We start from the raw sequence: 2058 nt of genomic DNA on the forward strand, positions 1-2058 counted from the left end.
CGGAAATCGTGATGGTGCGCCCTGCCAGGGGTTTGGGTCCAGCAAGCGGAGTTGAGGGCGAGGAGGCGTCGACCAAAGCCATGGCGGCCGCGAAGATCGCTTCCGGCTCGGGCAGCCTGCCCGGCCCGGAATCCGCTCCTGTCAGACGGCCCACCGCGGGTTCCAGGACGGTGATGCCCCTGCTGCGCAGTGTTTCCACATTCGCCTGGGTGGCTTGGTTGTGCCACATTTCGGTGTGCATCGCCGGAGCGAAAAGCACCGGACCATGCGCCATGAGCAGTGTGTTGGTGAGCAGATCTCCCGCTTGGCCGGTTGCCGCCTTGGCCAGCAGGTCGGCAGTTGCCGGGGCGACCACAATGAGATCCGCTTCATGGCCGAGGCGGACGTGGTTGACCTTCTCGACGTCGTCAAAGACGCTGTTGCTCACCGGATTGCCCGAGAGGGCCTCCCACGTACCACGCCGACAAAGCGGATGGCGGCCTCCGTGGGAATGACCGTGACGTTGTGTCCGGCTTCAGTAAAAAGCCGGAGGAGCGATGCAACCTTGTAGGCTGCGATCCCTCCCCCGACTCCGAGGACTATGCGCACGTGACCTCCGTCAACAGGCAGTCTGTTTACTCTGCGGGCTCGATGGGCGTGGAAACCAGCAGGCCTTCGTTGATCTCGCGCAGGGCGATGGAAAGCGACTTCTCGTTCAGCTTGGTGTCGACCAGCGGGCCAACGTACTCGAAGAGGCCCTCGTGCAGCTGGGCGTAGTACGCGTTGATCTGGCGCGCGCGCTTGGCACCGAAAATCACCAGGCCGTACTTTGAATCGGCAGCAGCAAGCAGCTCGTCGATCGGCGGGTTGATGATGCCTTCAAGGTTCGTGGACACGAATTCTCCAAATTCTAACGGGCTGACAAGTGCTAGCGCTTAGCGCTGGTGCGGGGTAAGCCCCATGAGTGAAACAAGCTCGTCCGCTGCCCGGCGTACGTCGTCATTGATGACGGTGTGGTCAAACTCCGGTTCAGCGGCAAGTTCCAGTTTAGCGGTTTCCAGCCGTCGCTGCTGTTCCTCCGGGGTTTCGGTGCCACGGCCCACCAAGCGGCGGACCATTTCGTCCCAGCTGGGCGGAGCGAGGAACACGAAGTTGGCGTCCGGAACTGCCGCCTTGACCTGGCGGGCGCCCTGCAGATCGATCTCCAACAGCACGGACCTGCCTTCGGCGATGGCGGCGTCCACGGTGCTGCGGAGCGTGCCGTAGCGGTTCTTTCCGTGGACGACGGCCCACTCAAGCAACTGGCCGTCCGCAACGAGTGCGTCGAATTCTTCGGCGGACTTGAAGTAGTAGTGGACACCGTCCTTCTCCCCCGGCCGCGGTGCGCGGGTGGTGGCTGAAACCGACAGCCAGACCTCGGGGTAATTGTCCCGGATATACGTGGATACTGTTCCCTTGCCAACGGCAGTGGGGCCTGCGAGGACGGTCAGTCCCGGATTCTTGCTCACATCGTCCTTCGTGGAGATTCTATATATGCTGCGTATCTTCTAAACGCTGCATTTGTTGAACGCTGCATTCGTTTAAACTCTGTATTTGTCTTCCATAAAATCTATCAGCGACCGGGATTGGTGAATTCCCAGGCCCCTGAGCCTGCGTGAAGGAGCGATCCCGATCTCCGCCATGATGGCCGCTGCCCGTACCGGGCCAATGCCCGGTACGGCCTCGATCAGCTCGGAAACGCGCATTCGGGCGATGGCCTCGTCGGTCTGCGCCGACTTGATCAGACCGGCAATGCTGAGTTCGCCCGTCCTGAGCTGTTCCTTCGCGAGTGCGCGTCTTGCCCGGGCTCTCGCTGCCTTTTCCAAGGCATCGGAACGTTCCTCTGGCGACAGAGCCTTTAAGGTCACTGACACATCCCCCTTTGGCCGGCATCGAGTGCGTAGCGGATTGGACTGATCCCGAAGCTATCGCGTGCCCAGTGCGGAGCGCAATGCATTGGACCGACGAAGATCAGGCTCAGGCTTCCAGCAAGCCGTCGCGGGTGGACTCGGTGGCGGATCGTAGTCCGGCAATCGTTGG

General features: G+C 61.7%; 3 protein-coding genes and 1 pseudogene. All 4 read right to left on the reverse strand.

Annotated elements, in window-relative coordinates; genetic code table 11:
• Positions 1 to 588 (reverse strand): annotated as a pseudogene (locus AHiyo1_RS26990) (flavoprotein); the annotation flags it as partial.
• Between the two features lie 26 nt (positions 589 to 614).
• Positions 615 to 875 (reverse strand): DNA-directed RNA polymerase subunit omega, encoded by a 261-nt coding sequence (gene rpoZ / locus AHiyo1_RS15770; protein WP_028267125.1) that lies wholly within the window; start codon positions 873 to 875, stop codon positions 615 to 617.
• Between the two features lie 39 nt (positions 876 to 914).
• Positions 915 to 1487, reverse strand: a complete 573-nt coding sequence (gene gmk, locus AHiyo1_RS15775; protein WP_059389188.1) for a guanylate kinase — start codon at positions 1485 to 1487, stop codon at positions 915 to 917.
• A gap of 72 nt (positions 1488 to 1559) precedes the next feature.
• The gene (mihF, locus tag AHiyo1_RS15780) at positions 1560 to 1886 is read right to left on the reverse strand and encodes an integration host factor, actinobacterial type (RefSeq protein WP_084784535.1); all 327 of its coding nucleotides are present in this window, start codon (positions 1884 to 1886) and stop codon (positions 1560 to 1562) included.
• Positions 1887 to 2058 lie beyond the last annotated feature (172 nt).

Origin of the sequence: Arthrobacter sp. Hiyo1, from assembly GCF_001263615.2 — a bacterium.
GTDB lineage: Bacteria > Actinomycetota > Actinomycetes > Actinomycetales > Micrococcaceae > Arthrobacter.